This window comes from Cupriavidus sp. SIMBA_020 (assembly GCF_046535395.1).
Classification (GTDB): domain Bacteria; phylum Pseudomonadota; class Gammaproteobacteria; order Burkholderiales; family Burkholderiaceae; genus Cupriavidus; species Cupriavidus campinensis.
Genome location: NZ_JAWRWU010000744.1, coordinates 1 through 266, shown reverse-complemented (window position 1 = coordinate 266; position 266 = coordinate 1). Strand labels below are relative to the sequence as shown.

1 protein-coding gene is annotated in these 266 nt (G+C 46.2%); it reads right to left on the bottom strand.

The features are described 5' to 3' along the window. A partial coding sequence (locus SB751_RS31320) for a hypothetical protein (protein ID WP_410749186.1) occupies nt 1–237 on the bottom strand: 237 nt, incomplete at its 3' end. Nucleotides 238–266: the final 29 nt, after the last annotated feature.

Sequence of the window (266 nt, the reverse complement as noted above, 5' to 3'; positions counted from 1 at the left end):
ATCCGCACCATTAGAAACTGCAACAGCGATAGCTGATTCCAAGCCAACTTGACTGACTGCTGAGCCAGAAACTTCAACATAGTCTTTAACTGAGACCACATCGCGAAGTCTTTCCTGAACAGAGCGACTCAGCTGACCTGGGCAATTAGGAGTATATAGTACATTTTCAGCATCGTTCACTTCGCCGACTTGTGGCAGAGCATCTGTGCTATTGGTCATATTATCCGAAATAGCCATTAGACGTCCCCCTCTACCATTTGTTCGAG